We start from the raw sequence: 26,991 nt of genomic DNA, 5'->3' as shown, positions 1-26,991 counted from the left end.
CAGTTTTATACAAACTGACAGTTTGCAAATTGAACTTTTTAGCTTATATTCTTATTAAAGAGGAGGAGTTATTAATGAGTTTTGGAAAATATCTTAAAGTGAAAAGAGAAGAAAAAAATCTTTCAATGAATAAACTTGGGGAATTGGTAGGAATTACTGCAATGTATATTTCACAGCTTGAAAGTGGGAAACGAAATAATCCCTCAATTGAGGTATTACACAAGCTTTCAAAAAGCTTAGAAGTGCCAAACGAGGAATTAATGGAAGCAGCAGGATATATAGGATCTAGAACTATGGAAGTAGAGGATTTTATAGAAGAATTGCGAGAAACGATTTCACAAGAACGTGAAAATATTGAAACTCAGTCAGTGCCACAAGAAGAACAAGAACAATTTAAACTTGATTCTTTATTAGATTCCAATCATCAGATATTTTTTCAGGACAGGCTACTGACTAAAGAAGAAAAAACAAAAATAAGAAGCGTTATCGAAATCGTTTTAAAGGATTGAAGGGAGTAAAGAAAAGATGGCAAACTTCAGAAAGTTAGCTAGTGGAAAATGGCAGGCCCGTGTTCACAAGGATGGAAAATTAGTCAGCCTTGGCACATTCAGAACAAAAAAGGAAGCAGAAATTGAAGCAGCAAAAGTTGAAGAAAGAAAATATTATGGGCAAACAATAAACGATAGAAATATGTTATTTGAAGATGTTGTGAAAGATTGGCTTGAACATAAAAAAGCTAATGTAAAGGAATCAACTTTTACACAAATTGAAGTAATTATAAGGAATCATATTTTGCCTACTTTTGCGCATAAAAAAATCATGACAATTCATAGACCTGAAATAAAAAGATGGATTGCTACATTCGGTGAACTAGATGAAAATGGAAAAGAAAAATATTCATTTGGTTCAAGATTAAAATATCTTTCAGTTTTGAAAAGCATATTACATTATGCGGTTCATGAACTTGAAGTGCTTGAAAAAAATCCTGCTGATAAATTAAGAGTACCTGTTCAAGATTCTGTTGCTATAAAGAAGGAAAAAGTGAAATATTTCAGCCTTGAAGAGTTAAACAAGCTATTGGATTTTATGAAAACATATAAGCATCAGCGATTCCCTGATTATCAGCTGTACTATGTACTTATATACTTTTTAAGCAAAACAGGTTTAAGGATATCTGAAGCATTAGCTTTAAGATGGGAAGATATTGATGGAGATAAAGTAACCATAGATAAACAAACAAGCCGTGATGATAATAATAATGTAAAATTGACAACATTAAAAAATTCTTCTTCCTATCGTACTATCAAAATAGACCCTGATTTAGTCCGTGAATTAAAGAAGTTCAAATTGAAGCAAAATGAATTAATTTTAGGAAATGAAAGATTTCACAAAAATGAAGATGGTATCATTTTTCAAAATTGTCACGGTCATTATTTAACACCTTCGACTATTCGTGATACCATGCAGGGCTACTGCAAAAAATCTGGTGTTGATTATAAAGGCACCCACGGCTTTAGACATACTCATGCGGTTCTGCTGCTTGAATCAGGCGCAAGCCTTAAATATGTCTCAAATCGCTTGGGGCATAAAACCATCAAAACAACGGCTGATACATATCTTGATATCACCGAAAAAATAGAAGAAGACGAACTTCAAAAGTTCGCCTCCTACACTAAAAGATAATTTCAACTTGGCACGAATTTGGCACGACACCAATTTGGCACGGTATGAAATCCTCTCAAACCCTTGATATTAAAGGTTTTTTATTTTTTATCCAATAGAACCTTCCATTTCGAACTTGATTAATCGGTTCATTTCAACGGCGTATTCCATTGGCAATTCTTTCGTAAACGGCTCGATAAAGCCCATAACGATCATTTCAGTTGCTTCCTGTTCAGAAATACCACGGCTCATCAAGTAGAAGAGCTGCTCTTCAGAAACCTTAGATACCTTCGCTTCATGCTCAAGTGAGATGTTATCGTTTAAAATCTCATTGTATGGAATCGTATCTGATGTTGACTTGTTATCCATGATTAAAGTATCACATTCGATATTAGAACGGGCACCGTCTGCCTTACGACCGAAGTGAACGATTCCGCGGTAGGTTACTTTCCCGCCATGCTTAGAAATGGATTTAGAAACGATCGTTGATGATGTATTTGGTGCTAAATGAATCATTTTCGCACCCGCATCTTGGTGCTGACCTTTACCAGCAATTGCAATCGATAAAGTCATTCCACGTGCGCCTTCGCCTTTTAAAATAACGGCTGGGTACTTCATCGTTAATTTCGAACCGATGTTGCCATCAATCCATTCCATTGTCGCGTTAGCTTCACATACAGCACGCTTAGTAACAAGGTTGAAGACGTTGTTCGCCCAGTTTTGAATCGTTGTATAACGGCAGTAAGCATCCTTTTTAATCACAATCTCAACTACGGCACTGTGCAGGGAGTTGGTTGTATAGACTGGTGCAGTACAACCCTCAACGTAATGCACATGAGCGCCTTCATCAACAATGATTAACGTACGTTCAAATTGACCCATATTTTCAGAGTTAATTCGGAAATAAGCCTGTAACGGCGTATCCACTTTCACACCTGGTGGTACATAGATGAACGAGCCGCCAGACCAAACAGCCGAGTTAAGGGCTGAAAACTTGTTATCTGTTGGCGGGATAACCTTTGCCCAGTGTTCGCGGAAAATATCTTCATTTTCCCTTAAGGCTGAATCCGTATCTTTAAAGACGATACCTAGATCTTCAAGTTCTTCCTTCATATTGTGATAAACTACTTCAGATTCATACTGAGCAGATACCCCAGCAAGGTACTTTTGCTCCGCTTCAGGAATCCCTAGTTTATCGAAAGTAGCCTTGATTTCTTCAGGTACTTCATCCCAGGACTTCTCAGATTTCTCAGATGGTTTTACATAGTAAGTAATTTCATCAAAGTTTAATGCATTTAAATCGCCGCCCCATTGTGGCATTGGCATTTTGTAAAAATGCTCAAGCGACTTCAAACGGAAGTCTAACATCCATTGTGGTTCATTCTTCAATTTAGAAATTTCTTCAACTATTTCAGATGTTAAACCACGCTTAGATCGGAATATGGAAACGTCTTTATCGGCAAAACCATATTTATAATCACCGATTTCCGGCATTTTTTTCGCCATCGTCGTGTTCCTCCATTTCTTAAACGAATAAGGCCTAAAAACGCCCTATTTCATCCTATTCTTTTTCCTCTTCTTTCAATCCCTTTTCCATGGCTTTCCAAGCTAATGTCGCACATTTGATGCGGGCCGGGAATTTGGCAACCCCTTGAAGTGCCTCGATATCACCTAAATCGATATCTTCGTCATACTCTTTGCCTTGCATCATGTCAGAAAAGATTGTTGATAGCTTTAACGCTTCTTCAATCGTTTTCCCCTTAATCGCCTGAGTCATCATTGAAGCGGATGACATGGAAATAGAACAGCCTTCGCCTTCTTGCTTTGCGTCAACCACGATTCCATCAACCACTTTAAGGGTCAATTGAATCCGGTCCCCACATGTAGGGTTATTCATATTAATCGTCAGACTGCCATCATCTAAAACGCCACGATTACGTGGATTTTTATAATGGTCCATTATCACCCGACGGTAAAGATTATCTAAATTAGAAGACATCGCTGAAATACTCCTTTGTTTTAACAAGTCCTTCAACAAGTTTATCTATATCATCTTCTGTATTATACAGGTAAAAACTGGCACGAGCAGTTGCAGAGGCTTTTAGCCATCTCATTAGCGGCTGGGCGCAATGATGTCCAGCACGAACCGCAATTCCTTCTGCATCTAGAACAGTTGCCACATCATGAGGATGAACATCACTGATATTAAAGGTGACTAGTCCTGCCCGCTTCGCTGGGTCAAGTGGACCATAAATGGTCATTCCCTCAACTGTTGCCATTTTTTCTAAAGCATAAGCCGCAAGTTTATGTTCATGCTCGGCAATCTGGTCTAAGCCCACTTCATTTAAAAAGTCGATGGCTGCACCAAGACCAATGGCCCCAGCAATGATTGGTGTACCGCCTTCGAACTTCCACGGCAGTTCTTTCCATGTTGATTCGTACAATTGCACGAAATCAATCATTTCGCCGCCGAATTCGATGGGTTCCATGTTTTCGAGCAGATGTTTTTTTCCATAAAGTACACCAATGCCGGTAGGACCGCACATTTTATGTCCTGAAAAAGCAAGAAAATCACAATCTAAATCTTGAACATCAATCTTCATATGCGGCGCGCTTTGCGCCCCGTCGACTACCATAATTGCTCCGTTTTCATGGGCAATTTGCGCAATCTCTTTCACAGGATTAATGACGCCAAGGACGTTGGATACTTGCATAACAGAAACGACTTTCGTGTTTGTAGTAATCGTTGCACGAACGTCATCAAGTGAAATGGTTCCATCTTCTTGTAATGGAATGTATTTCAACTGAGCACCGGTCCGTCTCGCCACTTGCTGCCACGGAATGATATTACTGTGGTGCTCCATATACGTAATGACGATTTCATCGCCTGCTTTTAAATTCGCCCCCGCATAACTTGCAGCTACGGTATTAAGAGAGGTTGTTGTTCCTCTTGTAAAAATCACTTCTTGAATAGACTTGGCATTGATAAACTTACGAACCTTTTCCCTGGCACCTTCGTAAGCATCAGTTGCTCTTGTTCCTAGTGTATGCACACCACGATGGACATTGGAATTGATTTCACGATAATATTTTTCAATCGCCTCGATTACTTGGATGGGTTTTTGAGATGTGGCAGAACTATCCAAGTATACTAATGGCTTCCCATTGACTTCTTGATTTAAGATTGGAAATTGTGCGCGAATATCCCCGATATTCATTAGCGTACTTTCCTTTCAATTACTTCAGTTAATTGTTTCTTTACTCCTTCAACTGGAAGCTGATTGACAACTGGTGCCAAGAATCCATGAATGACTAAGCGCTCTGCTTCTTCTTTACGAATTCCGCGGCTCATCATGTAGTACAGTTGAAGTGGGTCTACACGGCCTACGGATGCTGCGTGACCAGCCACGACATCATCTTCATCAATTAAAAGAATTGGGTTGGCGTCGCCACGTGCTTTTTCGCTTAACATAAGCACACGTGATGTTTGTTCTGCATCCGATTTAGATGCACCATGCTCAATTTTGCCGATTCCATTAAAAATCGTTGTAGCACTTTCCTTCACAACACCATGATTTAAGATATTTCCTACGGTATGTTTTCCGAAGTGAACTACCTTTGTGGTAAAGTTCTGCGTTTGATCACCACGTCCGACAACCACCGTTTTTGTATCGCCAGTCGAACCATCGCCTAGAAGGTTTGTTGTATTTTCTGAAATGGTATTCCCTTCATTCATTAAACCAAGGGCCCATTCAATTTTAGAATCTCTGCCAGCAACGCCGCGACGATTTACATACGTAGTAATACCCTTAGCCAAAGTATCAACAGCACCGTAACGTACGCTTGCGTTAACATTCGCAATTACTTCAGTCAAAATATTAACTAATGCATTAGATGTTTCCACTGTGGAAATGTAGTTTTCAACATATGTCACCGCACTATTATCCTCAGCAACAACAATTACATGGTTAAACAAATTCGCCTCGGCATCATCCTGAACAAACACTGCTTGAATGGGTTCAGAGACTACTACATTTTTCGGAATGTATACGAAAACTCCTCCATTAACTAGGGCCGCATTTAGGGCTGTTAAGCGATGTTCATCGGCATTGATTGCCTGAGTAAGATAATACTTTTTCAGGACGTCACCATGTTCTTTAGCAGCGGTAAAAATATCTGTAAAAATAACACCTTGGCTTTTTAGTTCTTCAGATAAAGATAAAAAAGCCGGAGTTTGATTTCGTTGAATATATAAATTTTTATTTTCGGCTTCCATGTCAATTAATGCTTTTACTTCTTCTGGTAATTCAGCAAGAGAAGTGATGGGAGCACTTGATACTGTATGTTGAGTGAACTGAGTGAAGTTCCATTTATCAATCTTTGTTTTATCAGGTCTTGGCATTGGAAGCTGCTCAAAATCAGCTAATGCCTTAAGACGGAGCTCCTCGAACCAAGCAGGCTCGCTTGTTTCTTTTGAAAAAGAGCGAACATTTTCCTGATCAAATGATAATTTGATTTCTGTTGTCATTGTAATCCTCCTAACCCTCTCTTACGCTTCTTGCCCAACTGTTTCATCTTCAATTCCAAGTTCTTGTTTGATCCAGTCATATCCTTCAGCTTCTAAGCGTTGTGCTAGTTCAGGTCCGCCTGATTTTACAACACGGCCCTGCATCATTACATGCACATGGTCTGGAGTGATATAGTTTAAAAGACGTTGATAGTGTGTAATCACTAAGCAGCCGAAATCTTCGCCGCGCATTTCATTGATTCCTTTTGATACTACTTTTAGGGCATCGATATCAAGTCCGGAGTCAATTTCATCTAGGATTGCAATTTTTGGTTCTAACATCATTAATTGCAAAATCTCGTTACGTTTTTTCTCACCGCCGGAGAAACCTTCGTTTAAATAACGTTGCGCCATATCAAGGTCCATTTCAAGGAATTCCATTTGCTTATCCATTTTACGGATAAACTTCATCAATGAAATTTCATTTCCTTCACCAAGGCGGCTATTCAGTGCTGAACGTAAAAAATCGGCATTAGTCACGCCGTTGATTTCACTTGGATATTGCATAGCAAGGAATAGTCCAGCTCGTGCGCGCTCATCTACTTCCATTTCAAGAACATTTTGTCCATCTAGAGTGATAGATCCGCTTGTTACTTCATATTTTGGATGGCCCATAATGGCAGAAGATAAAGTAGATTTACCCGTTCCATTTGGACCCATGATAGCGTGAATTTCTCCACCCTTTATTTCAAGGTTCACACCTTTTAAAATTTCTTTCCCATCAATTGCTACATGTAAATCTTTGATCGTTAACGTTGATCCAGCCATATCTATACCTCCAAAGAGAAAGTGTTGTATCATGTAATTGGGTAATTTGATAACCCTATTCTCATTTTATTCTCATTCCAATCTTATAACAAATGAAATGTATTAGCAACTCTAAAACAGTAAAAACATAGCATCTATTTTCATTAAGCTAGTACCAAATGAGAATGAAAAGGTGTTTTTAATGAAAATTCTGATTAATCCTATATAAGGAAAATAGACTCGAGTAAAATCATACCTCATTTTTTTACTTTTTGCCAATGGAATTCGGTTCTAATGGTCTTTCTATTTTTACCCAATGAAACCGTATAAATGTATAACGCTTTAGACAACGGCATAGAAAAAGCCAGTGTTTCCACACTGACTTTCTTCCTAATTATAAATTACTCAGAAACCGGTACAACGGCACCTTTGTATTGTTCAAGAATGAAGTCTTGAATTTCTTTTGAATGCAGAACTTCAACTAATGCTTTAATTGATTCTTTATTTTCATCACCTTTACGGACAGCAATCACGTTTACATATGGTGATTCTTTGTCTTCAATGGCAATGGAATCTTTAACAGGGTTTAAGCCAGCATCAATCGCATAGTTAGAATTGATAAGTACAGCATCGCCTTCGCCATTGTTATAGATTTTTGGCAGTAAAGCTGCTTCATAATTTGTATCAAACTTTATGTTTTTAGGATTTTCAACAACATCTTTCAATTCTGCTTTTGTTTTATCAATGCCTTCTTTTAATTTGATAACTCCTTCTTTTTCAAGTAAAGAAAGAAGACGGCCGTGGTCAGCTACAGAGTTACTCATGATTAAGTGTGCACCTTTTGGAAGATCACTTAGCTTTTTGTATTTTTTAGAATAAACACCAATTGGCTCGATATGGATACCGCCAGCATTAACAAAGCCATAACCATTTTCTTTATTTTGAGATTCTAGGTATGGAATGTGTTGGAAATAGTTTGCATCAAGTTCTTTTGACGCTAATGCTTTGTTTGGTAATACATAATCTTGGAATGTTTTGATTTCTAAGTCAATGCCTTTTTCTTTTAAAAGTGGTTTTGCTTTTTCAAGGATTTCAGCATGGGGAACGTTAGATGCTCCAACTACTAATTTTGTAGTTTCTGCTTCTTTACCAGTTGTTGTACCTTCTGATTTTTCCTCTGACTTGCCACAAGCTGCGACAACAAACATGATTGATAAGGCTAATAATAAACTTAATAATTTTTTCATTTTGACCTCTCCTTTATCTTTTATCTAATTTTGAAGTGATAAAATCACCGATAAACTGAATGATAAACACAATAATTAAAATGATGATGGTTGCGACTAAGGTTACATCGTTCTGGTTGCGTTGAAATCCTTGGAGGTAGGCAAGATTTCCTAATCCTCCTGCTCCAATTACACCTGCCATTGCTGTGTAACCAACAAGAGCAATCGCGGTTACGGTTATTCCAGAGACCAGCGCTGGCATCGATTCTGGTAAAAGAACCTTCCAAATGATCGTACCAGTTGTGGCACCCATTGACTTTGCTGCCTCAATAACGCCTTTATCAATTTCCCGGAGGCCAATTTCCACCATCCTTGCATAAAATGGTGCGGCACCAATAATCAATGCTGGCAATGCGGCATTTTCGCCAATCATGGTTCGAAAAAGTATCGTTGTAAACGGGATTAATAATACAATTAAAATAATAAATGGAATGGAACGGAATATATTCACCACGCCGCTAATGACGACATTAATGGGTTTATTACTCCACAGGCTTCCTTTTGAAGTAAGGAATAACAACAATCCTAGCAGGATACCCAGAATAAATGTGGCAACAACGGAAATCCCTGTCATATAAAGAGTTTGTCTAGTTGCTTCCCACATCGCCGGCCAATCAAAATCTTCGAAATACGGTTTACTATTCACTTGTAACCACCTCCACTCCTACTTGCTGTGAACGAATAAAGTCGACTGCTTGATTGACCTCTGCTTCGTCCCCATCAATATGAATGAATAGGGTTCCATAGGATCCGCTTTGGGTTTGGGAAATCTTACCTTGCAAGATATTAACGGTCACGTTATGATGGCGAATTACATTTGTAATGATCGGCTGTTCAACTGATTCCCCGATAAAAGTTAATTGAACAATTTGACCGGAACGATAACGTTCAATTAAATGTTCTGCTGTCTCTTTCGTTTCTTCTGGTTCGGTCACCTGCTGGACAAATCGTTTCGTAATCGACTGCTGTGGATTTTTGAATACATCTAATACTTGTCCAAGTTCGACGACCCTTCCACTTTCCATGACGGCAACCCGGTGACAAATCTTGCGGATTACATGCATTTCATGGGTAATGAGAACAATGGTCAGACCGAGCCTTTTATTAATATCAACTAACAACTCCAAAATAGAATCTGTAGTTTGTGGGTCGAGGGCAGAAGTAGCTTCATCACAAAGAAGTACTTTCGGATTATTGGCAAGCGCCCTGGCAATCCCAACACGTTGCTTTTGCCCGCCGCTTAACTGGGAAGGATAAGCATTTTCTCTTCCTTCCAGACCGACTAATTTAATTAGTTCACTTACTCTTTTTTGGCGCTCAGGGCCTTTGATCCCTGCAATTTCTAAGGGGAAAGCAATATTTTCACTTACGGTTCTTGACCACAGTAGATTAAAGTGCTGAAAAATCATACTGATCTCTTGCCGAGCTTTTCGAAGTTCAGCACCTTTGATTTTTGAAACCACTCGGCCAGCAACTGTTACAGTTCCACTAGTTGGCAGTTCCAACCCATTTAACATTCTGATCAATGTACTTTTACCAGCGCCGCTGTATCCAATTACCCCGAAAATTTCACCCTCTTGAATTTCAAGGTTTACATCATCAACGGCTCGTAGCTGCCCTTGTTTAGAAGGAAAAATTTTCTGAACACTTTTAATAGAAATCATTGTATCACCTGCTTTTTATCCAATTTATCTTAAAATTCTGAAAGATTTTTCTTGTAATATACCATTTATTCAAATATAGGGTTTGACTTTTTTAACGAAAAGATTCTATTTTATCAAAATAAAAAGCCTTTCTGCGCAGGCAGAAAGGCATCATAAATAATAATCCTTTCTCCCATCTTCCAAAGCAAACGCTTTGTGTGAATTGGCACCGTTTCAATAATAAATATTGACGGTTGCCGGGCTTCATCGGGCACATCCCTCCACCTCTCTTGATAAGAGTATCAATTCCTATATTCAATTAAAACGTTAATTTATTTAAGTAACTATATTACAAAAGTTATCGTATCACGGATAAAAAGGGGTGTCAATGAAAATAACTTCATATCGGAAAAATAAGTTTTAGGCATTAACGTTTAATGAAGTTAAACCAGTTGCCGAAACAATCCCAGATTCTAGGTCTTCAATAAGATCTTCTACATTCTCGATCCCGATGGATAGGCGTATTAAATCCTCCGTTACACCAGCAGCTATTAGGCCATCGGCATCTAATTGCTGGTGAGTGGTGCTAGCCGGATGAATAATTAAACTTTTGGCATCACCTACATTGGCCACATGCGCCCAAAGTGTGATGGAATCAATTAATTTAGCCCCTGCTTCTTTCCCGCCTTTAATTCCGAATACCACCATCGAGCCCGCACCTTTTGGTAAATACTTTTTAGCGAGTTCATGATCGGGATGGGATGGATGGCCAGGATAGGAAACCCATTCTACGGCAGGGTGGTTGGACAAGTATTCTACCACTTCTTTAGTATTCGCGACATGCTCTTTCATGCGGACATGCAGTGTTTCAAGACCAAGGACAAACTGGAAGGAATTTTGCGGACTTAATGCCGGTCCTAGGTCACGCAGCAATTGGACACGAGCTTTAATAATATAAGCGACTGCGCCTAATGCTTCTGCATAGACCAGATGATGGTAGCTTGCATCTGGTGTTGTAAATCCTGGAAATCTTGGAGAATTCCAATCAAATTTACCGCCATCAACAATAATACCCCCCGTCGTCGTTCCGTTCCCTAATAACCACTTCGTAGCAGAATGAATGACAATATCGGCCCCATGTTCAATTGGCCGGCAAAGGTATGGAGTGGCAAAGGTATTGTCAACGATTAGTGGAACACCTGATTCATGGGCAATTTCAGCTACTTTTTCAATATCGAGGATGCGCAGGCTTGGATTACCAATCGTTTCTGCAAAAACGGCTTTTGTTTTGGCAGTGATCGCTTTGCGGAAGTTTTCTGGATTTTCTGGATCAACAAATTTCACGTTAATTCCATATTTCGGAAGGGTCACTGCAAATAAATTATAGGTGCCGCCATAGAGATTGGAAGCCGAAACAATTTCATCACCAGCCTCAGCAATATTTAAAATGGCAAGAGTAATAGCGGCCATTCCGCTCGCAACTGCTAGGGCACCAACACCGCCTTCTAATAATGCGACTCTTTCTTCAAATACAGTGGTCGTTGGGTTGTGTATTCGAGTGTATATGTATCCAGTTTCAGCTAAGCTAAAGAGGTTTGCAGCATGCTCAGTATTCTTAAATTGATAAGCATTGTTTTGGTAAATCGGAACAGCGCGAGCCCCTGTTACCGGATCTGGAGTTAAGCCACCATGGACACTTAATGTTTCAAAACGATATTTCTTTTGATTTTCACTCATCTTGCTTCCTCCTTTTTTTACAACTCACCATACAAAAACCCCCACTTCAGAGAAGAGGGGGTTCACTCTTCTCATCTTCCAGAGCTGACTGCTCTGCTGGATTTAGCACCGTGTTATTATGTAGTAAACCGGTTGCTGGGCATCAAAGGGCCAGTCCCTCCGCCACTCTCGATAAGAATGTATAGATTATTTTGTGTTAATTGGATAAATATTCTAATAACAATGTAACTAAATTTTAATTCCGAGTCAATAGGTTTGATTAAAAATTTGTAATTTTCGCATAATCGTCTTGAGCTTTTGTCAAATAGAAGATAGATTCTAGCAATAATGTAGTGCGTACTGGGGCAGATATTCTAAGTTGGCCGTTACGTTCAAGAGCTCGTAACCTTTCCTTCCCTGTAAGTAGCTGCTTCATGGCATGAAGGTTCCCATGAATCTCAGGTATTGTTTGAGTCTCATTGCTATCATGGAGGATGAAAATTTCCCTATCCTTCATGAAGATTTGATAGGTATTTTGTTCACAAATTAAATTCACTCTTGTATGAATATGCTCAAGTAACGGCAGTAAATGCCCTTGCTGCTTGATTGCTAATTGAAAGGTTTTCAATTCCTCTATCATTTCCACCACTCCGGTCTTCGCTCTTATATTTACTATACAGGACATAGCCTTGAAATCCTCTTTAAATTGGTCGACAATTATCTACTCTGGAAGAGCAGGGTTAAGAAATTTCCTGAGAAATATGTCGGATGGAGGGTGTTTTTTGGAAAGTGTTGGAATTTAGTCATAACTGGTTGCTATTGAAGGGGGAGGAATTCTGTAAAATTAATTTATTCTAGATAAAAAGGATGTGTGTGTTATGAGTTTTAAACCTCGGATTGAATCGGATGAAATAAAAATTTTAAGATCTTTAAATTTGCGAATGAAATTAACAAGTAAAGAGAAACAGCGCTATCATAATCTTGTGAAGGGGTATGAGGGTGAGGTTATGTTTGATGCATTGACTGAGAAGCTTCAGTGTCCAAGTTTTATTCTAAACGATCTGTTACTCGAAGCTAACAATAGTAAATTCCAATTAGATTCTACGATTATTTTCCAAGAAAAGATTAACCTATTTGAAGTAAAAAATTTCGAAGGAGATTTTTACTTTGAAGGTGACCGATTCTACGCACTACCCAAAAAGGAATACAAAAATCCCCTCCTCCAATTACAACGAAGTGAATCCTTACTCCGCCAGCTGTTAGAAAACCTTGGGCACCGCATTCCTATTGAGTCCTATGTAGTCTTTATCAATCCCCAATTTACGAGTTATCAAGCCCCCCTTAATGAACCCATTATTTATCCAAATCAACTCAATCGCTTAATGAAAAACCTGAACATGCTTTCCTCAAACCTCAATAATCGGCATATGAAGCTAGCCGAAAAATTGGCTTCATTGCATCAAATTGAATTACCCTATGATAGGGTGCCACCTTATACATATGGGCAGCTTAGAAAGGGACTTTCATGTAAAAGATGTTATTCGTTTTTGTTGTATGTTAAAGGTTATAAGGTTATTTGTAAGGAGTGTGGGTGCGAGGAGTTGGTCGATTTCGCTGTTTTAAGAGGTGTGCAAGAAATTAAACTGCTGTTTCCTGATCTGAAAATTACCACCATTTTAGTTCAAGAATGGTGTAGTGTAGTTGATTCTAAAAAAACAATTAGAAGGATTTTAAAACAAAATTATAGTGTTGAGGGTAAGAAGGAATTTGCTTTTATTTGTTTGGAGGATTAGGGACTACATCTTTAACAATAGTGCCACTCTTCACAGTGCCTGTTGCTGCTCTTTTTTCACCTTGATGGGCACTCTGAATGCTCCACAGGCCCATTGCTGCTCTTTTTTCACCTCGACGGGCACTCTGGACTCTTCACAGTGCCCATTGATGCTCTTTTTTCACCTCGACGGGCACTCTGCACTCTTCACAGTGCCTGTTGCTGCTCTTTTTTCACCTTGACAGGCACTCTGCACTCTTCACAGTGCCCATTGCTGCTCTTTTTTCGCCTCGACGGGCACTCTGGACTCTTCACAGTGCCCATTGCTACTCTTTTTTCACCTCGACGGGCACTCTGCACTCTTCACAGTGACCATTGATGCTCTTTTTTCACCTCGACGGGCACTCTGCACTCTTCACAGTGCCCATTGCTACTCTTTTTTCACCTCGACGGGCACTCTGCACTCTTCACAGTGACCATTGATGCTCTTTTTTCACCTCGACGGGCACTCTGCACTCTTCACAGTGCCCATTGCTACTCTTTTTTCACCTCGACGGGCACTCTGGACTCTTCACAGTGCCCATTGCTACTCTTTTTTCACCTCGACGGGCACTCTGCACTCTTCACAGTGCCCATTGCTGCTCTTTTTTCGCCTCGACGGGCACTCTGCACTCTTCACAGTGCCCATTGCTGCTCTTTTTTCACCTCGACGGGCACTCTGGACTCTTCACAGTGACCGTTCATAATTTCAAAACACTTAAAAACAGATGCACACGTGCATCTGCTCTTATAGTAAATACTGTTTTATTTTATCAAGTAAAAAAGGTACGGAGTGGAAGGCGTAGAGTGTTTCTTTTACCTCTCCAGCCTCGACCAATAACAGGCAAGGAACACTTTCAATTTCATATTCCCTAGCAAGGTCCGGATAGAAGTTTAGGTTCATTTTACCCATATCTACCTCTACTAGTGCCTCGATGACCTGGAGCATTTTTGAAGCTACCTGACAGGTCCCGCACATTGGTGTATAGAAATACACTAATCCATTTGCCTCCCTTTCAAGAAAGGCAGTTAATTCGCTTCGATTCCATTCGTTCATTTATCGTTTAACCCATTTCTAAAAATTCAGTATGCACATCAATATTTGCACCTAATAGTACGGTGGCTAAGTGGTGAACTGGTGCGGTCGCTACCTCTCGATACATCCGGTCAATATATAAATGTTCGGCTTGCGGCAACTCGCGCTTTAATTGCTTGCGAAGTTTCTCACCAGAGAAGTCAGCATCGACAAGAATATAGACATCCTTATCTTCAAGGAAATCAATCAACTCATCTAATTTTGTAATACTGATGGTCCCATTTGTACATATGATTTCAACGGGTTCCTTCACGATTTTTTTTACCTTATTTTTATCCGACTTTCCTTCGACAATAAGAACTTTGTCAACATACGAATCATTCATCATCCATCACCTGTATTAGAAGTTGTTTTATGTTAACATATTCTAAAATATTGATTACGTGTGCCTTCTTCTGACTATGTTAACCTTATCATTATTGTCTTTTGAAAAAATAGGCCTGTGACTATAGGCTCAAGTTACTCAGCTAGCACCAGCCGCCCTCATCACAATCCGTATACTTAGCATCCAAGCCTTCAGTTGTCGTCACATGTTGATAGATCTTCTGCTGTTCCACTTCAAAATGATGCTCTAATTCCACTTGCATGTGATCTGTCAGTTTCATTTTTCCAATTGGCGTATTATCAAGAAACAATTCCATTTCTCCATTTTTCATTTTGCCAATGACCCGATCGGTTACGTCTATTCTCTGCTGCTTTAATGTCACGCTCCCACCCTCTTCAATATATTTATTATAAGTTTCCCAAAAATAGTAGAAGAAAAAGTGGGAATTTAAGAGAAAAAGCACCTTGACAAGGTGCCTTTCCCTAGTAATTAGTCTTCTTTGATCATTTCTTCATATTGTTCAGCAGTCATAAGCTTATCAAGTTCGCTGCTGTCAGATAGTTCAATCACAATCATCCATGCTTTTTCATATGGTGATTCGTTAACAAATTCAGGGCTGTCGCTTAAATCTTCATTCACTTCCACGACTTTACCGCTAACAGGTGCATAAAGCTCAGAAACAGTTTTTACAGATTCTACACTACCAAATGGTTCATCGGCAGTTACTTCATCGCCCACTTCTGGAAGCTCAACAAAAACGATATCTCCTAGTTCATGCTGTGCAAAAGCAGTAATCCCAACGCGGACTTTTTCTCCTTCAACCTTTACCCATTCATGTTCTTCTGAATAACGTAATTCTTTTGGTGTACTCATCGCTAAATCCCTCCATTGTTTTTTCTAAAAAATCTATCATCGAAATAAATCGATTTCCATTGTGATGAAGAGCCGGCTTATCGCCACATTTTTTCAAACTCTTCTTCTTTAAAGCCTACGGTGACACGCTCGCCATCCGTTAAAATTGGGCGTTTGATTAACATGCCATCGGAAGCAAGTAATCCGAGCAGTTCTTCCTCTGTTGCAGACTTCATTTTATCCTTTATACCTAATTCACGGTATTTCATACCACTTGTATTAAAGAATTTCTTTAATTCCAGTCCGCTTTTTTGATAAAGATCCTGCAACACCTCACGACTTGGAGGATGTTCCACAATATGTACTTCTTCATAGGAAAGATGATGGGCATCCAGCCATTTCTTCGCGTTTCGACAGGTGCCGCATTTCGGATACCAATAAAAAGTCAGTGACATTCATTTCACCGCCCTTTCCCGTAAAAATCTTTGACTTTTCTAAACGTCACTTGAATATTATCATAACGTTTTTCAAAATCCTAATGCAAAAAATATGTTCCACTTAAAAAAATTCGACTAATTTTTCAAAATTCCTTCCTATTTTACTATAAAAATTTAGGCTCCCTTTCTAATCGAAAGGGAGCCCATTTTCATTATACGATATAGCGCTCTGCTTCGATGATAACATCGGCTGCTTCACGTTTTTTCGCTATCACATTAATCGGGGTATGACGTGTAAATTTACGAAGTGACGATAACATCATCCGAAGAGTATCGCCCTGTTCAACTGCGACTAATGTTTCTTTTGCAATCGCTTCAAGTTGATTGAAAGCTTCTTGGCAATAGATTTGTGTATACAGAAGTTTTTGCTTGTTCTTATCTAAACCAGTTTTCGCAATCGCTTTCTCAGTTCGTAACACAACAGATTCCATTGCATACACGTTTGAAATAAGGTCCGCGATATTGGCTAACACTTCTTGCTCTTTTTCTAGTGCTTTGCCATATTTTTGGGCCGCTAGTCCAGCAGCTAATAGAGCGATTTTCTTCGCATTTCTCACAAGATATTTTTCTTGTGCAAGCGGCTCGTCACCAGGCTCTTCTGGCATTAACATCATTAATTCCTCTTGCAGGGCCAGCGCTTTTTGGAATAATGGAAGCTCACCCTTAAAGGCTTTTTTCAATAAGGTGCCGGGCACCAGCAAACGGTTAATTTCATTGGTTCCTTCAAAAATACGTTGGATCCGTGCGTCACGATACGCTCTTTCAATTGGATACTCCTGCATGAAGCCGTATCCACCATGAATTTGAACGCCTTCATCTGTTACATGGGCTAATACTTCACTGGCGAAGAATTTATTAAGAGAACATTCAATCGCATATTCGGCAATCGAATTCGCGACTAGTTTAATGTCCTTTTCTTGCTCAGTTGTCAGTTTTCCTTGATTATCTTCGTAGAGACCAATCGTACGGTAAACCGAGCTTTCAGCCGCATAAATTTCAGAGGCTAGCGTACCGAATTTTTCTTTTGTTAAATTGAATTGCGAAATCGGTGTTTTGAATTGCTGACGGCCATTTGCATATTTAACGGTTAGTTCGAATGCTTTTTTAGAACCACCGACACTTCCAACCGCCAACTTATAACGACCAATATTTAAGATATTAAAGGCAATTACATGACCCTTACCAATTTCTCCTAGTAAGTTTTCAACAGGAACAGGAACATCTTCTAAAATAAGCGTCCGAGTGGAAGAACTCTTAATGCCCATTTTCTTTTCTTCTGCCCCAGTAGAAACGCCTGGGAGATCTTTATCAACGATGAACGCAGTAAATTGCTCGCCATTGATTTTGGCATACACAACGAATACATCAGCAAAGCCAGCATTGGTAATCCACTGTTTTTCCCCGTTTAGGATATAATGAGTACCTGCTGTATTTAATTTCGCTGTTGTTCTGGCGCCAAGTGCATCCGAACCTGATCCTGGTTCTGTTAAGGCATACGCAGCAAGTTTTTCACCTGAGGCAAGAGCAGGTAAGTATCTGCGCTTTTGGTCCTCGTTTCCGAATAACACGATTGGCAAGGATCCGATTCCGACGTGTGCTCCGTGTGAAAGGGAGAAGCCGCCGCCTCCAGCCATTTTCTCGGTCAGAAGAGAGGAGGTAACTTTATCTAAGGCTAAGCCTTCATATTCCTCAGGTACATCTACCGCTAAAAGGCCAAGCTCTCCTGCTTTTTTAAGGAGTTTTACCGTACGATCAAACTCATGATTTTCTAAATGTTCCAGTTGCGGCACCACTTCTTTTTCTACAAAATCTTCTGCCGTTTTCGCAATCATCAAATGCTCTTCAGTAAAATCCTCGGGTGTAAATAGTCGCTCATATGAAATATCTTCTATTAGAAAGCTTCCGCCTTTAATGACTTTTTCTGTTTGGTTTGTCATTACCTATTCCTCCTAATCATTTATTAGAAAGGGGCAGCATAGCAGACCCTTTCTAAAATTTATATGCATGGGACAATTACAGTAATTCAAATACTCCAGCCGCACCCATTCCGCCGCCAATACACATTGTTACCACACCAAATTGTTGGTTGCGTCGTTTTAATTCGTGAATCAATGTGAGTGTTAATTTTGCACCTGTACATCCAAGTGGATGTCCTAGGGCAATCGCACCGCCATTGACGTTGACAATTTCTTCGTTTAGACCTAGTTCACGAATGACTTGCAGTGATTGCGATGCAAAGGCTTCATTCAATTCGAACAAATTAATATCTGATAATTCTAGACCTGCTAACTTGACAGCCTTTGGAATCGCTACAACGGGACCGACACCCATGATTTCAGGCGGAACACCTCCAACCGCAAACGATCTGAATTTTGCTAAAGGCTTAAGACCAAGAGCCTCTGCTTTTTCACGATCCATCACCATCAGTGCGGCCGCCCCGTCACTCGTCTGTGAGGCATTACCAGCCGTTACGGTGCCTGACACCGAGAAGGCTGGGCGGAGTTTACCTAAGGTTTCTAGATTGGTATCAGGACGAACACCTTCATCTATTGAAAATTGAATCGTTTTTTCAACGATTTTGTTGTCATTGCCAACGGTCCGGATTGTCACGTCAACTGGGACGATTTCATCGACGAATTTTCCTTCAGCAATTGCTTTCGCGGCTTTTTGATGGCTTCTTACTGCAAAAGCGTCTTGATCCTCACGGGAAATGCCATATTTCATCGCTACTTGCTCGGCCGTGTGACCCATGCCCATATAATATTGCGGCGCTGACTCTGCTAGTTTAATATTAGGACGGACGACATGACCCATCATTGGAATCATACTCATCGATTCCGCACCGCCAGCGATGGCCGTATCGGTATGGCCAAGCATGATTCCTTGTGCGGCATAAGCGATTGCTTGTAGTCCTGAAGAACAGAAACGGTTAACTGTGATTGCAGGAACGGTGTATGGAAGTCCAGCTAAGGCTCCGATATTGCGGGCCATATTGTTGCCTTGCTCAGCCTCAGGCATGGCACAGCCAATGATTAAATCATCAATAATTCCTTCATAGTTTCCTGCACGCTTTAATGTTTCCTTTACCACCAATGCCCCTAAATCATCGGGGCGAACATGGGCAAGCGACCCTTTCTTTGCTTTTCCGACTGGGGTCCTTGCTCCGGCAACGATTACCGCTTCTCTCATGTAAGTTCCCTCACTTTCTTTCAAAATATGAATCTATTTTTTCGAGCGGGGCTCAAGACGGTTGAGCCCTGGATCATTAGTTTCTTAACGGTTTACCCTTCACAAGCATATGCTGCATGCGCTGCTGTGATTTTGGCTCCGCGATGAGGCTTAAGAATGCTTGCCGTTCGAGATCCAATAAATATTGCTCATCTACCTCTGTACCAAACGGTACCCTGCCGCCAGCAATGACATAGGCAATTTTCTTAGCAATTTTTAAATCATGCTCTGAAACATAACCAGATAGGCGCATCGCTTCAGCACCAAGTAACAAGGTCGCATAGCCTGTTTCACCAACAACTGGAACTTTATGGCGAACCTTTGGCTTATATCCTTTGTCATGTAACGCTAGAACAGCCTGCTTCGCATCATAGAGCAGATGGTCACTATTGAAGCTGATTCCATCCGACTTACTTAAGAAATTATTTTCACGAGCTTCTTCCGCAGATGTAGAAACTTTTGCAGTGGCAATCGTTTCAAACACTTTATTGGCGATCGTTTGCAGATCGAACGGCACCCCGTTTGGCAGGTTTTCTAAGTGCTTCATATAAAGCTCTTTGTTTCCTCCGCCGCCTGGGAGTAAGCCGACACCAACTTCAACCAGACCCATATACGTTTCGGCTGAAGCTTGAATATGTGCAGCTGGCAGGCAAACCTCTGCCCCGCCTCCAAGCGTCATGCCAAATGGTGCAGCGACTACTGGCTTCGAGCTGTATTTAACTTTCAGCAGGGCACTGTGGAGATGACGGACAATCATATCGAGTTCATAAATATTGTCATCCTGTACTTCCATGAGCATCATCGCCAAATTGGCACCGACACAGAAGTTCTTTCCTTGGTTCCCGATGACAAGGCCCTTATAATTCTTCTCCACTTCTTCAACGGCATAGTTAATCATTTGGACGATATCAAGTCCAATCGCATTGTTAGGCGAATGGAATTCTAACAGCGCAACACCATCACCGATATCAATCAGACTTGCTCCGCTGTTCTTTTTAATGACACCTTTTTGGTTCTTGATTTTTTTAAGGTCGAGTGCCTTCTGATTAAATTCGACCAGACGATATTGACCGTTATCATAGAAGAACAATTCGCCGTTCTCTTCTAGATAGAAAGATGAATGTCCTTTTCCCAGCATTTCTGTGACCCATACTGGGACTTCAATGCCGGCTTCCTTCATTTTCGCAACTGACTTTTCAACTCCGATCGCATCCCATGTTTCAAACGGACCCGTTTCCCAGCCAAAGCCCCATTTCATCGCTCGGTCGATGGAAACAATATCTTCAGCAATCTCGCCTAATAGCTGGGCAGAGTATACAAGTGACTGTGCCAACGTATTCCATAAGAATTGTCCTGCACGGTCATTGGCGTATACAAGCGCTTTCAATTTATTGGCCGTCCCTTTTTCCTGCTTTGCCAACTCAACCGCAGGGGTGGACAGCTTTTTACGCGGACCATATTCTAATGTATTTGGATCAAGCTCAAGAATTTCTTTGCCTTTTTTCAAAAAGAAGCCTTGACCGGATTTGCTGCCAAGCCAGCCTTTTTCCACCATCGCTTTCAAAAAGGCTGGGATTTCGAATACTTCCTTTTCTTTGCCTTCGACCTTTTCATAAACGTTATTAGCGACATGATAGAAAGTATCTAAGCCTACTACATCAAGTGTGCGGAAGGTGGCACTTTTTGCGCGGCCAATCAGTGGTCCAGTGATCGAATCGACTTCGCCGACACTTAGGCCCGCCTTTAGCATTTCCTGAACAGTTACGAGAAGTCCGTAAGTTCCAATCCGGTTCGCAATAAAGTTTGGTGTATCCTTTGCAACCACCACACCTTTTCCTAAAACATCCTCACCGAAAGTTTTCATGAATGAAAGGACTTCTGGAGACGTATATTGAGTAGGAATCACTTCAAGCAATTTCAAATAGCGTGGCGGGTTAAAAAAATGCGTACCAAGGAAATGCTTTTGGAAATCTTCAGAACGGCCTTCGACCATCGCTTCTACTGAAATTCCTGATGTATTGGAGCTAATAATACTGCCCGGTTTCCGATATTGGTCAACCTTTTCAAATACTTGTTTCTTGACGCTAAGGTTTTCAACGACCACTTCAATGACCCAGTCAACATCCTTCAGTTTGAATAGATCATCCTCAAGATTGCCTGCTTCAATTAAAGCTAAATTCTTTTTCACTGCGAGTGGAGCAGGCTTTTGCTTCAATAATTTTTGGATGGAAGTTGCACTAATACGATTGCGCACTTGTTTATCTTTTAGTGTCAGCCCTTTTGCTTCTTCTTCCTTGGTAAGTTCACTTGGCACGATATCTAATAATAGTGTCGGGATGCCGATATTTGCGAGATGGGCAGCAATTCCAGACCCCATCACTCCAGATCCTAGGACAGCTGCTTTTTTAATTACTTGGTTCAACATTGTCTCCCCCTTCAAACTTTGAATGAATACTCATTCATTTTTTAGTCAAAAAAAATTCACATTTGAATGAGTCTTGTTACTACTTACTATAGAATATTTTGAAAATTTGTGCAATCATTAAACGCGGAATTTTGGATTTTTTTTGAAAAATAAATTTTTAAATATTTTCACCTAAAAGGGCATCCTATTATCTGAGGTGATAACGATGGCGAAAATGAAAAAGGAACCTTCTAAAGCAGGGGTAAGTGCGGCAAGTGTGAAGGGCAATGGCGGGCCAGGCAATGAAGAGGCTCATCTTGATAAAAAAAACAGCCAGAATAATCAATATAAGCGCTAAGGAATGCAGGCTGATTGTTTCAGCCTGTTTCTCTTTTTGCATAAAAGTGCCTGTTTGAGAGACCATATAGTCGTAAAGATTACATGAATTAGGAGGGTTATTATGCAGCAACAAAATATGAATATGCCCAATATGAATATGCAAAATCAACAAGCAACCATGCAACAGCCTCCCGGAGTCGTGTCAACAAAGGATGCTCTTTATTTAACAGATATGATGTCTTGGAACCTGCTTTCTGCGAAGAAAGCGCACTTTTTTGCCGGGCAATGCCAGGACCCTGAAATAAAAGCAGAAGCCGAAAAAGTGGCTCAAATGCATCAGCGCCACTATCAACAAATTCTAGGTCACTTAGGTCAACACGCCAGCCAGCAGCAGCCGCTTAATAATATGCAATAACCAAAAGACAAAAAAGGAGGATGCTTATCAATGAACCAACAGCAGAAGATACAAAACCCTGAAACACAAGTACCTAAGACCCCGCAAATGAATGACCGTGATTTTATTAATGATTTACTATCAACAGAAAAATATATGACCAGTTCGTACAGCATGGCCCTGCATGAAGCAAGCCACGCAGGCTTGTATCAGGACATTATGAAAATCTTCTCCGAAACACAAAACTGTCAGCGCGACCTTTATGATTTGATGTTTAAAAAAGGCTGGTACGCGATTGAAGCAGCTGATCAGCAAAAGCTGCAGCAATCCTATCAGCAGTTTCAAGGGTATACGAACCAATTGCCATCTGGCGGTACCCTTCAATAATAGCAAAAACCGGAGGCATCGGCTGCTTCCGGTTTTTGTATGTATTTATTTTTGAGAAGAGGAACGATGCTGTTCATTCATGACTTTAATCTCATTAATAATCTGCTTCATTTCTTCTTTCGCATCCGGATAAAGCCCATTCCAATGCTTAGCCAATGCTGGCATCGACTTGGCAATATGGGTGTACAATGCCCACATTTTTACCTTCTCCTTTGTTTCCTCGGTGGATTCCCCCACCATTAGTTCACTATACTTTTCAAGCAAAGCTTCGAACTGCTTCACAAATGTTTTCTCCATCATGACACCTTCTGTCCTTAGCAATATGGGTACATGGGCAGGTTTTGCAGCGCTTACCTGCAGGCAGTTGGTAGGTAAAACAACAGGTCTTTCTTACTCTTACCTCTGTACTCCATTCTTCCAAATACGTCTTTTCAGCAAAGTACTTTTGCAAAGGATTTTTGTTATAGCGGCCAAACAATTTCCCTTCCGCTTCTAAAATTAAGTAGCGGAAATCCTCTGCAACTAGATTTTGATCTTTTAGTTCGGTTTCATAGAGCCAAAATAGGTAGACCGCAATATTTTCCCACAGGATTAACTTCGAAATTCCGACGGTTTTTTCCATTTGAGAGATGAGCGGATAAATGTTATTCGCAAACAGATCTTTTAACACGCTCTCACGCCATTTCGAGCGGTTGTTACCATCCCACTCCTGTAGGGTCGCATCCTTTAGAGAAATCCCCGGCAGCCAATCTTTCCCCTGTACTGCTGATTCCATTTTTATATTATCCAACGATACATTGAGCTTTTTATTCAAAGCCGTCATCGTATAGAGCGACATCACGGCCAAAAAGGCATAGCGTTTGATAAAAATGGAAGCAGCTATTTTTTCCGAAGGGGCTCCAATTGCAGCGGATAAATTTTTCAAAAAATCCTTGAGATACGTTTCATCCAAGAGATCAGCCACATTGAAAGAGTCCTCTAAGCTTAGATGGAACCTATATTTTTCCAGTTGATTGTCCACGAATAATTTATCCATTGACCGCTACCGCCTTCTCAAGAATACATCTGCCCTTTCCATAAGGAATGCAAAGCGGAGTCCCAAATAGTGGATCCATCGTTACCTCACAGTCCATGCCAAACACATTTTTAACAAGGCTGCGGTTGATGACGTATTCTGGTTTCCCTTGGTCATATACCTTCTGATCTTTAATAGCAACGACATTATGAGCATAACGGCAAGCTAGATTAAGATCGTGAAGCACCATGACAACCGTCCGTTTTTTCGTTTCATTTAGTTCAAACAACAAATCGAGGATTTCGATTTGGTGAGTCATATCCAGGTAAGTCGTTGGTTCGTCAAGGAGGATAATATCCGTATCTTGAGCTAGCGTCATCGCGATCCAAGCACGCTGTCTTTGCCCGCCTGAAAGCGAATCAACGGTTCTTTCTTTTAAATCCTCTAATCGTGTAGCCTTTAGCGCGTCATGAACCTTTTTCTCATCTTCCTCTGACCATTGTTTTAACCAGGTTTGGTGTGGATAGCGCCCTTGTTTAACGAGTTGAAGGACTGTTAATCCTTCCGGTGCTGTAGGCGACTGTGGTAAAATCGCCATTTTTTTAGCAATGTCCTTCGTGGATAGCTTGGCAATCGCTTTCCCTTCAAGCAAAACAGCACCAGATTTGGGCTTCAAGAGACGAGCGATTGAACGAAGCAGCGTTGATTTTCCGCAGCCATTTCCGCCAATAAACACGGTGATTTCACCCTTTGGAATCTTCAAATCTAATTCATCAATAATGAGTGTATCCCCATAGGAAAGTGATAAATTCTTCGTTTCAATCGCATTCATCATCTGACAGCTCCTTTTATGAATTTCTCGTTTTAAAAAGCAGGTAAATAAAGTACGGTGCTCCGATCCCAGCGGTGAACACGCCTGCTGGCACTTCTAATGGTGAAAATAGGGTTCTGCCAATTAAATCGGCGACCATGACTAGAATGCCACCAATTAATGCACTCGCAGGAAGCAATGCTCCAAACGAGGAACCGACTAACCTTCTCGCCATATGCGGGGCCATTAAGCCCACAAAGCCGATTCCGCCGGCAAAGGCAACCGAACCACCAATCAAGGCGGTACTAATCATTAATAAGAGAAAACGTTGTTTTTGAACCTTGCCGCCTAAACCTGTCGCCACCTCATCACCGAGCTCTTGAATATTTATGGTTTGGGCCAATGCCAAAGCAATAATCACGAAGATAACCGTCCAAGGAACCAGAATCGCAACATTTTTCCAATTAGAGCCGTACACGGTTCCGGTAATCCAGATATTCGCTTGACTCGCTTGATAAATCGGACCCATGACCATTGTTAAGGTGGTAATTGCTTGCATTAAAGCGGAAATCCCAATCCCAATCAACACGAGCCTGATCGGTGACACCCCATTTTTCCACGCAAGGAAATAAACTAAAAACCCTACCACTGTTGCACCGATAAAAGCAGCTAAGGGCAGCCAGGCGATGCTGACAGTTAAGGAATGATTCTTATCACTAAACATCGCTAAAAAACTAACAACGGCAGCTGCTGCTCCACCGGTAATCCCTAAGACATCTGGAGAAGCAAGTGGATTGCGAATCATCCCTTGTAAAATACCGCCTGCAACCGCTAAAGAGATGCCTACCATTAAAGCGACAATAATTCTAGGGAGGCGAAAGGATGTAATAATGAGCTTTTCCATCTCAGGACCGCCGCCGAATAATACACTTACAACAGTAAGCGGGTTAATTTTCATTTCACCGCTTCCCGTGCTAACGACAAAAACAAGGAAAGCAACGATGAGAAGAATCGTGAAAGTTACGGTTGCTTTTCGATCCATTAAAAAGGACAGTCTGCCATTAAAAAGGCGGAAATTTTTATATTTACTCATCGTCCGTTGAACCCCTTTCTTGCGATATAAATAAAGAATGGAGTTCCAATGATGGCTGTCATAACTCCAACAGGCACCTCAGACGGCATGAACATGTATCTTGCAGCAATATCAGCAGCGATTAAGAGAATCGCTCCTAACACACCTGAAAATGGGATGACCCAACGATGATCGATTCCTACGATCGATCGGGTAATGTGTGGGACAACAATTCCAACAAAACCAATTGGACCGGCGACAGCGACGGACCCGCCTGCTAATAAAATAACAATGACTCCAATCGCGATTTTGAGAAGTCCGGTGTTTAAACCAAGCCCCTTGGCCACATCTTCCCCCATGGACAGGATATTCATTTTTCCCGCAATTAACACGGCACCGATCCAACCTATTCCAATATAAGGTAAAACAGATACAAGCGTCTCTAATTTTCTCCCCTGGACAGAGCCCGCCAGCCAAAATAATACCTGATCAAGCATGACTTCATCTAACACTAGTAAGCCTTGTGTAAAAGAGGCAAACATCGCTGACATCGCAGCGCCAGCTAATGTTAGTTTCATAGGTGTTAACCCCTCACGACCAAATGAACCGAATGCATAAACACTTATGGCTGCAACAGCAGCACCGATAAAAGCAAGAACACTAAATGCTTGTAAACTATTCACGGAAAACACAGTCATCGCAACGACAACCGCAAACCCGCCGCCGGCATTGATCCCAAATGTACCAGGGGATGCAAGTGGATTCTTGGTTAAAGTTTGCATCAGGACACCGGCAATGGCTAAGCTAGCCCCGACGGCGGAAGCGATTAACGATCTCGGTAGCCTTACGGTTTGAATAATGATATGTTCATTGGATCCGTTATTGTTGGTAAATGCATCAACTGCTGTTTCCCAACTGGTATCGGTGTACCCTAATATGATGCTGGCACACATGGCTAACACCATTATCATTACAGCAATTAGTAATCCTATCCATTTTAATGCAGTACTTTTTAAGAGCATTTCATGGTAACCTTTCTACCTTATTATTTAATTTAAGTCTATCTCCAATTGATAATGATTGTCAATGACTTTGAAAATCATTTTCATTTAAAAGATCTTAGTGTTCACAAAAAAGTTA

Annotated in this window: 29 protein-coding genes and 2 riboswitches; of the genes, 6 read left to right on the top strand and 23 right to left on the bottom strand. The window is 40.7% G+C overall.

Annotation, left to right across the window (positions count from 1 at the left end; all coding sequences use genetic code 11):
- Positions 1 to 74: 74 nt before the first annotated feature.
- Positions 75 to 509 carry a helix-turn-helix domain-containing protein gene (locus BR30_RS36275; RefSeq protein WP_081825605.1) on the top strand — a complete coding sequence of 145 codons (435 nt, stop codon included), beginning with the start codon at positions 75 to 77 and terminating at the stop codon, positions 507 to 509.
- 16 nt (positions 510 to 525) lie between these two features.
- A complete protein-coding gene (locus BR30_RS0127675; protein WP_026567870.1) occupies positions 526 to 1,683 on the top strand; it encodes a tyrosine-type recombinase/integrase in 1,158 nt (385 codons plus the stop codon).
- 87 nt (positions 1,684 to 1,770) lie between these two features.
- Here the strand turns inward: BR30_RS0127675 and sufB are convergent, their stop codons facing one another.
- The 10 genes from sufB to BR30_RS0127620 all read right to left on the bottom strand — a co-directional run bounded on the left by sufB (position 1,771) and on the right by BR30_RS0127620 (position 12,306).
- The gene (gene sufB / locus BR30_RS0127670; protein WP_026567869.1) at positions 1,771 to 3,168 is read right to left on the bottom strand and encodes a Fe-S cluster assembly protein SufB; all 1,398 of its coding nucleotides are present in this window, start codon (positions 3,166 to 3,168) and stop codon (positions 1,771 to 1,773) included.
- A gap of 55 nt (positions 3,169 to 3,223) precedes the next feature.
- Positions 3,224 to 3,661: a Fe-S cluster assembly sulfur transfer protein SufU gene (gene sufU / locus BR30_RS0127665; RefSeq protein ID WP_026567868.1), complete on the bottom strand. Its 438-nt coding sequence runs from the start codon at positions 3,659 to 3,661 to the stop codon at positions 3,224 to 3,226.
- Positions 3,651 to 4,880, bottom strand: a complete 1,230-nt coding sequence (locus BR30_RS0127660) for a cysteine desulfurase (protein WP_026567867.1) — start codon at positions 4,878 to 4,880, stop codon at positions 3,651 to 3,653. Before BR30_RS0127660 ends, sufU begins: the two co-directional genes overlap by 11 nt.
- Positions 4,880 to 6,190, bottom strand: coding sequence for a Fe-S cluster assembly protein SufD (gene sufD / locus BR30_RS0127655; protein ID WP_026567866.1), 1,311 nt, complete (start codon positions 6,188 to 6,190; stop codon positions 4,880 to 4,882). Before sufD ends, BR30_RS0127660 begins: the two co-directional genes overlap by 1 nt.
- A 21-nt stretch (positions 6,191 to 6,211) precedes the next feature.
- A complete protein-coding gene (gene sufC, locus BR30_RS0127650; protein ID WP_026567865.1) occupies positions 6,212 to 6,997 on the bottom strand; it encodes a Fe-S cluster assembly ATPase SufC in 786 nt (261 codons plus the stop codon).
- 380 nt (positions 6,998 to 7,377) lie between these two features.
- Complete coding sequence (metQ, locus tag BR30_RS0127645; RefSeq protein ID WP_026567864.1) at positions 7,378 to 8,223, bottom strand: methionine ABC transporter substrate-binding lipoprotein MetQ; 846 nt, start codon at positions 8,221 to 8,223, stop codon at positions 7,378 to 7,380.
- A gap of 13 nt (positions 8,224 to 8,236) precedes the next feature.
- Positions 8,237 to 8,866 carry a methionine ABC transporter permease gene (locus BR30_RS0127640; protein WP_051633834.1) on the bottom strand — a complete coding sequence of 210 codons (630 nt, stop codon included), beginning with the start codon at positions 8,864 to 8,866 and terminating at the stop codon, positions 8,237 to 8,239.
- Between the two features lie 34 nt (positions 8,867 to 8,900).
- Positions 8,901 to 9,926 carry a methionine ABC transporter ATP-binding protein gene (locus BR30_RS0127635; RefSeq protein WP_026567862.1) on the bottom strand — a complete coding sequence of 342 codons (1,026 nt, stop codon included), beginning with the start codon at positions 9,924 to 9,926 and terminating at the stop codon, positions 8,901 to 8,903.
- A 169-nt stretch (positions 9,927 to 10,095) separates the two neighbouring features.
- Positions 10,096 to 10,205, bottom strand: a riboswitch (SAM riboswitch).
- A 120-nt stretch (positions 10,206 to 10,325) separates the two neighbouring features.
- On the bottom strand, positions 10,326 to 11,642 hold the full coding sequence (locus BR30_RS0127625) for an O-acetylhomoserine aminocarboxypropyltransferase/cysteine synthase family protein (RefSeq protein ID WP_026567861.1): 1,317 nt from the start codon (positions 11,640 to 11,642) through the stop codon (positions 10,326 to 10,328).
- Positions 11,643 to 11,710: 68 nt separating this feature from the next.
- A riboswitch (SAM riboswitch) is annotated at positions 11,711 to 11,820 on the bottom strand.
- Positions 11,821 to 11,901: 81 nt separating this feature from the next.
- A complete protein-coding gene (locus BR30_RS0127620; protein WP_026567860.1) occupies positions 11,902 to 12,306 on the bottom strand; it encodes a hypothetical protein in 405 nt (134 codons plus the stop codon).
- 193 nt (positions 12,307 to 12,499) lie between these two features.
- On the opposite strand from BR30_RS0127620, the gene BR30_RS0127615 reads away from it, so the two are divergent.
- Entirely contained in the window at positions 12,500 to 13,414 is a 915-nt protein-coding gene (locus BR30_RS0127615) for a nuclease-related domain-containing protein (RefSeq protein WP_026567859.1), read from the top strand.
- A gap of 765 nt (positions 13,415 to 14,179) precedes the next feature.
- Here BR30_RS0127615 and BR30_RS0127610 read toward each other — a convergent pair.
- The 8 genes from BR30_RS0127610 to BR30_RS0127575 all read right to left on the bottom strand — a co-directional run bounded on the left by BR30_RS0127610 (position 14,180) and on the right by BR30_RS0127575 (position 21,854).
- Positions 14,180 to 14,488 carry a thioredoxin family protein gene (locus tag BR30_RS0127610; RefSeq protein WP_026567858.1) on the bottom strand — a complete coding sequence of 103 codons (309 nt, stop codon included), beginning with the start codon at positions 14,486 to 14,488 and terminating at the stop codon, positions 14,180 to 14,182.
- A 7-nt stretch (positions 14,489 to 14,495) separates the two neighbouring features.
- Complete coding sequence (locus tag BR30_RS0127605) at positions 14,496 to 14,852, bottom strand: toprim domain-containing protein (protein ID WP_026567857.1); 357 nt, start codon at positions 14,850 to 14,852, stop codon at positions 14,496 to 14,498.
- Positions 14,853 to 14,994: 142 nt separating this feature from the next.
- Entirely contained in the window at positions 14,995 to 15,234 is a 240-nt protein-coding gene (locus BR30_RS0127600) for a YusG family protein (RefSeq protein ID WP_026567856.1), read from the bottom strand.
- Positions 15,235 to 15,341: 107 nt separating this feature from the next.
- The gene (gene gcvH / locus BR30_RS0127595; protein ID WP_026567855.1) at positions 15,342 to 15,725 is read right to left on the bottom strand and encodes a glycine cleavage system protein GcvH; all 384 of its coding nucleotides are present in this window, start codon (positions 15,723 to 15,725) and stop codon (positions 15,342 to 15,344) included.
- A gap of 77 nt (positions 15,726 to 15,802) precedes the next feature.
- Positions 15,803 to 16,159 carry an arsenate reductase family protein gene (locus BR30_RS0127590; protein WP_026567854.1) on the bottom strand — a complete coding sequence of 119 codons (357 nt, stop codon included), beginning with the start codon at positions 16,157 to 16,159 and terminating at the stop codon, positions 15,803 to 15,805.
- A 194-nt stretch (positions 16,160 to 16,353) separates the two neighbouring features.
- Entirely contained in the window at positions 16,354 to 18,138 is a 1,785-nt protein-coding gene (locus BR30_RS0127585; RefSeq protein ID WP_026567853.1) for an acyl-CoA dehydrogenase family protein, read from the bottom strand.
- Positions 18,139 to 18,214: 76 nt separating this feature from the next.
- Positions 18,215 to 19,390, bottom strand: a complete 1,176-nt coding sequence (locus tag BR30_RS0127580; protein WP_026567852.1) for an acetyl-CoA C-acetyltransferase — start codon at positions 19,388 to 19,390, stop codon at positions 18,215 to 18,217.
- 76 nt (positions 19,391 to 19,466) lie between these two features.
- Positions 19,467 to 21,854 (bottom strand): 3-hydroxyacyl-CoA dehydrogenase/enoyl-CoA hydratase family protein, encoded by a 2,388-nt coding sequence (locus tag BR30_RS0127575; RefSeq protein ID WP_035446269.1) that lies wholly within the window; start codon positions 21,852 to 21,854, stop codon positions 19,467 to 19,469.
- A gap of 205 nt (positions 21,855 to 22,059) precedes the next feature.
- Between BR30_RS0127575 and BR30_RS36270 the strand changes: the two genes are divergently transcribed.
- From BR30_RS36270 to BR30_RS0127560, 3 genes are all read left to right on the top strand, one after another.
- Entirely contained in the window at positions 22,060 to 22,191 is a 132-nt protein-coding gene (locus BR30_RS36270) for a YuzL family protein (RefSeq protein ID WP_081825604.1), read from the top strand.
- A 102-nt stretch (positions 22,192 to 22,293) separates the two neighbouring features.
- Complete coding sequence (locus BR30_RS0127565; RefSeq protein WP_026567850.1) at positions 22,294 to 22,587, top strand: hypothetical protein; 294 nt, start codon at positions 22,294 to 22,296, stop codon at positions 22,585 to 22,587.
- Between the two features lie 30 nt (positions 22,588 to 22,617).
- On the top strand, positions 22,618 to 22,953 hold the full coding sequence (locus BR30_RS0127560; protein WP_026567849.1) for a spore coat protein: 336 nt from the start codon (positions 22,618 to 22,620) through the stop codon (positions 22,951 to 22,953).
- A 45-nt stretch (positions 22,954 to 22,998) separates the two neighbouring features.
- Here BR30_RS0127560 and BR30_RS0127555 read toward each other — a convergent pair whose 3' ends face one another.
- From BR30_RS0127555 to BR30_RS0127535, 5 genes are read right to left on the bottom strand one after another with little or no spacing between them, the layout of a single operon-like run.
- On the bottom strand, positions 22,999 to 23,250 hold the full coding sequence (locus BR30_RS0127555) for a DUF2573 family protein (RefSeq protein WP_026567848.1): 252 nt from the start codon (positions 23,248 to 23,250) through the stop codon (positions 22,999 to 23,001).
- Entirely contained in the window at positions 23,210 to 23,989 is a 780-nt protein-coding gene (gene fhuF / locus BR30_RS34725) for a siderophore-iron reductase FhuF (protein WP_051633814.1), read from the bottom strand. Before fhuF ends, BR30_RS0127555 begins: the two co-directional genes overlap by 41 nt.
- Positions 23,982 to 24,800: an ABC transporter ATP-binding protein gene (locus BR30_RS0127545; protein ID WP_026567847.1), complete on the bottom strand. Its 819-nt coding sequence runs from the start codon at positions 24,798 to 24,800 to the stop codon at positions 23,982 to 23,984. Before BR30_RS0127545 ends, fhuF begins: the two co-directional genes overlap by 8 nt.
- A gap of 16 nt (positions 24,801 to 24,816) precedes the next feature.
- On the bottom strand, positions 24,817 to 25,872 hold the full coding sequence (locus BR30_RS0127540) for a FecCD family ABC transporter permease (protein ID WP_026567846.1): 1,056 nt from the start codon (positions 25,870 to 25,872) through the stop codon (positions 24,817 to 24,819).
- On the bottom strand, positions 25,869 to 26,873 hold the full coding sequence (locus tag BR30_RS0127535) for a FecCD family ABC transporter permease (RefSeq protein ID WP_026567845.1): 1,005 nt from the start codon (positions 26,871 to 26,873) through the stop codon (positions 25,869 to 25,871). Before BR30_RS0127535 ends, BR30_RS0127540 begins: the two co-directional genes overlap by 4 nt.
- Between the last annotated feature and the right edge of the window lie 118 nt (positions 26,874 to 26,991).

The sequence above is a fragment of the Bacillus sp. UNC41MFS5 genome (assembly GCF_000686805.1).
Note: the sequence above shows the minus strand (reverse complement) of the source record. Positions and strands in the feature narration are given on the sequence as shown.

What these genes read in the sequence shown, in the direction of transcription:
- BR30_RS36275 (WP_081825605.1), top strand. Translation starts at nt 75, where the DNA reads ATGAGTTTTGGAAAATATCTTAAAGTGAAAAGAGAAGAAAAAAATCTT.
- BR30_RS0127675 (WP_026567870.1), top strand. Translation starts at nt 526, where the DNA reads ATGGCAAACTTCAGAAAGTTAGCTAGTGGAAAATGGCAGGCCCGTGTT.
- sufB (WP_026567869.1), bottom strand. Translation starts at nt 3,168, where the DNA reads ATGGCGAAAAAAATGCCGGAAATCGGTGATTATAAATATGGTTTTGCC.
- sufU (WP_026567868.1), bottom strand. Translation starts at nt 3,661, where the DNA reads ATGTCTTCTAATTTAGATAATCTTTACCGTCGGGTGATAATGGACCAT.
- BR30_RS0127660 (WP_026567867.1), bottom strand. Translation starts at nt 4,880, where the DNA reads ATGAATATCGGGGATATTCGCGCACAATTTCCAATCTTAAATCAAGAA.
- sufD (WP_026567866.1), bottom strand. Translation starts at nt 6,190, where the DNA reads ATGACAACAGAAATCAAATTATCATTTGATCAGGAAAATGTTCGCTCT.
- sufC (WP_026567865.1), bottom strand. Translation starts at nt 6,997, where the DNA reads ATGGCTGGATCAACGTTAACGATCAAAGATTTACATGTAGCAATTGAT.
- metQ (WP_026567864.1), bottom strand. Translation starts at nt 8,223, where the DNA reads ATGAAAAAATTATTAAGTTTATTATTAGCCTTATCAATCATGTTTGTT.
- BR30_RS0127640 (WP_051633834.1), bottom strand. Translation starts at nt 8,866, where the DNA reads ATGTGGGAAGCAACTAGACAAACTCTTTATATGACAGGGATTTCCGTT.
- BR30_RS0127635 (WP_026567862.1), bottom strand. Translation starts at nt 9,926, where the DNA reads ATGATTTCTATTAAAAGTGTTCAGAAAATTTTTCCTTCTAAACAAGGG.
- BR30_RS0127625 (WP_026567861.1), bottom strand. Translation starts at nt 11,642, where the DNA reads ATGAGTGAAAATCAAAAGAAATATCGTTTTGAAACATTAAGTGTCCAT.
- BR30_RS0127620 (WP_026567860.1), bottom strand. Translation starts at nt 12,306, where the DNA reads ATGTCCTGTATAGTAAATATAAGAGCGAAGACCGGAGTGGTGGAAATG.
- BR30_RS0127615 (WP_026567859.1), top strand. Translation starts at nt 12,500, where the DNA reads ATGAGTTTTAAACCTCGGATTGAATCGGATGAAATAAAAATTTTAAGA.
- BR30_RS0127610 (WP_026567858.1), bottom strand. Translation starts at nt 14,488, where the DNA reads ATGAACGAATGGAATCGAAGCGAATTAACTGCCTTTCTTGAAAGGGAG.
- BR30_RS0127605 (WP_026567857.1), bottom strand. Translation starts at nt 14,852, where the DNA reads ATGAATGATTCGTATGTTGACAAAGTTCTTATTGTCGAAGGAAAGTCG.
- gcvH (WP_026567855.1), bottom strand. Translation starts at nt 15,725, where the DNA reads ATGAGTACACCAAAAGAATTACGTTATTCAGAAGAACATGAATGGGTA.
- BR30_RS0127590 (WP_026567854.1), bottom strand. Translation starts at nt 16,159, where the DNA reads ATGTCACTGACTTTTTATTGGTATCCGAAATGCGGCACCTGTCGAAAC.
- BR30_RS0127585 (WP_026567853.1), bottom strand. Translation starts at nt 18,138, where the DNA reads ATGACAAACCAAACAGAAAAAGTCATTAAAGGCGGAAGCTTTCTAATA.
- BR30_RS0127580 (WP_026567852.1), bottom strand. Translation starts at nt 19,390, where the DNA reads ATGAGAGAAGCGGTAATCGTTGCCGGAGCAAGGACCCCAGTCGGAAAA.
- BR30_RS0127575 (WP_035446269.1), bottom strand. Translation starts at nt 21,854, where the DNA reads ATGTTGAACCAAGTAATTAAAAAAGCAGCTGTCCTAGGATCTGGAGTG.
- BR30_RS36270 (WP_081825604.1), top strand. Translation starts at nt 22,060, where the DNA reads ATGGCGAAAATGAAAAAGGAACCTTCTAAAGCAGGGGTAAGTGCGGCA.
- BR30_RS0127565 (WP_026567850.1), top strand. Translation starts at nt 22,294, where the DNA reads ATGCAGCAACAAAATATGAATATGCCCAATATGAATATGCAAAATCAA.
- BR30_RS0127560 (WP_026567849.1), top strand. Translation starts at nt 22,618, where the DNA reads ATGAACCAACAGCAGAAGATACAAAACCCTGAAACACAAGTACCTAAG.
- BR30_RS0127555 (WP_026567848.1), bottom strand. Translation starts at nt 23,250, where the DNA reads ATGGAGAAAACATTTGTGAAGCAGTTCGAAGCTTTGCTTGAAAAGTAT.
- fhuF (WP_051633814.1), bottom strand. Translation starts at nt 23,989, where the DNA reads ATGGATAAATTATTCGTGGACAATCAACTGGAAAAATATAGGTTCCAT.
- BR30_RS0127545 (WP_026567847.1), bottom strand. Translation starts at nt 24,800, where the DNA reads ATGAATGCGATTGAAACGAAGAATTTATCACTTTCCTATGGGGATACA.
- BR30_RS0127540 (WP_026567846.1), bottom strand. Translation starts at nt 25,872, where the DNA reads ATGAGTAAATATAAAAATTTCCGCCTTTTTAATGGCAGACTGTCCTTT.
- BR30_RS0127535 (WP_026567845.1), bottom strand. Translation starts at nt 26,873, where the DNA reads ATGCTCTTAAAAAGTACTGCATTAAAATGGATAGGATTACTAATTGCT.